Origin of the sequence: Moorena sp. SIO3B2 (assembly GCF_010692525.1) — a bacterium.
GTDB classification, from domain to species: domain Bacteria; phylum Cyanobacteriota; class Cyanobacteriia; order Cyanobacteriales; family Coleofasciculaceae; genus Moorena; species Moorena producens.
This window is the reverse complement of the sequence record NZ_JAAHHE010001014.1, coordinates 1-1,007: the sequence shown is the minus strand read 5'-3', so window position 1 is coordinate 1,007 and position 1,007 is coordinate 1. Positions and strand designations below refer to the sequence as shown.

Sequence of the window (1,007 nt, the reverse complement as noted above, 5' to 3'; positions counted from 1 at the left end):
TGCTCCACTATTCTAAGGTTTCATCTCCGGGATGAATTTTGTGCAGGGTCTTTGTTGCTCATCTCAGGAGTGTCTTGGTTTTCAATGTACTTTTTAAGAGTAGAAATAGTAACGCCACCACAACTAGCAATAAAGTAAGAACTATTCCACTTGTGCAGGTTTTTTGTAGTAGATTCTGGCTAGTTGTTCACTAAATTCTACTCTTATTTTTCGGCTTGAGACACTCTTCAATGAGTTAACCAGTTTACTCAGGTGAATGTCAGGGTGATACTGGAACAGCAGGTGAACATGGTCTTTTTCCCCATCAAGGCTAACAAGCGATCATTCTTGTTGTTCAAGTAAGTTTTCAAAAATTTCATGTAAACGGCTAATCATCTCACCAGTAAAGACTTGGCGACGATACTTGGTCGTCTTGACGAGATGAGCTTTAAGGTCACAGACAGACCGACCCTTAGATAAAAAGTCATTATTCATAAAAATCCTGCTGTTGTCTACTATAATCAGTGTAGCTTAAAAGTTAACACCAATGAAATACACGTATCAATATCGACTATATCCAGAGACTCAACAAACACTCACACTGAACGAGTGGCTGCGAGTTGTTGGTCGATATTGGTATAACCGGATGTTGGGTGAGCGTTTTGATTGGTGGGATAAAAATAGATGTCCGGTCAATGCCTGTCCATTAATCTTTTACCTTCCGGAGCTTAAAGATCAGCCCAATTTCTACAGCCAGAAAAAGCAACTTCCAGTAATCAAGAAAGACTTGGTTAAGATTGGATGGTCTGGAGAGTTGATAGACTTTACTGAGGTGTATTCAACTGTTTTGCAAGATGTCTGTACAAGAGTAAAAAACGCTTTTAACAGGTTTATAGCAGGGGACAAAAATGGTAAACGCAGTGGCAAGCCTCGATTTAAGAATGTTGCCAGATATCGGACGTTAAACTTTCCAAATGCTGATAATTCTTGGTTAAAGTTCTGTACTGTTAACGGAAAATGGTTGTTTG

General features: G+C 39.2%; 1 protein-coding gene and 1 pseudogene. One reads left to right on the top strand and one right to left on the bottom strand.

The window, feature by feature from the left end:
- Positions 1-20: 20 nt before the first annotated feature.
- Positions 21-474 (bottom strand): annotated as a pseudogene (tnpA, locus tag F6K38_RS43130) (IS200/IS605 family transposase).
- A 52-nt stretch (positions 475-526) separates the two neighbouring features.
- On the opposite strand from tnpA, the gene F6K38_RS43125 reads away from it, so the two are divergent.
- Positions 527-1,007 (top strand): helix-turn-helix domain-containing protein (locus tag F6K38_RS43125; RefSeq protein ID WP_287361083.1); only part of this gene is annotated, 481 nt, incomplete at its 3' end.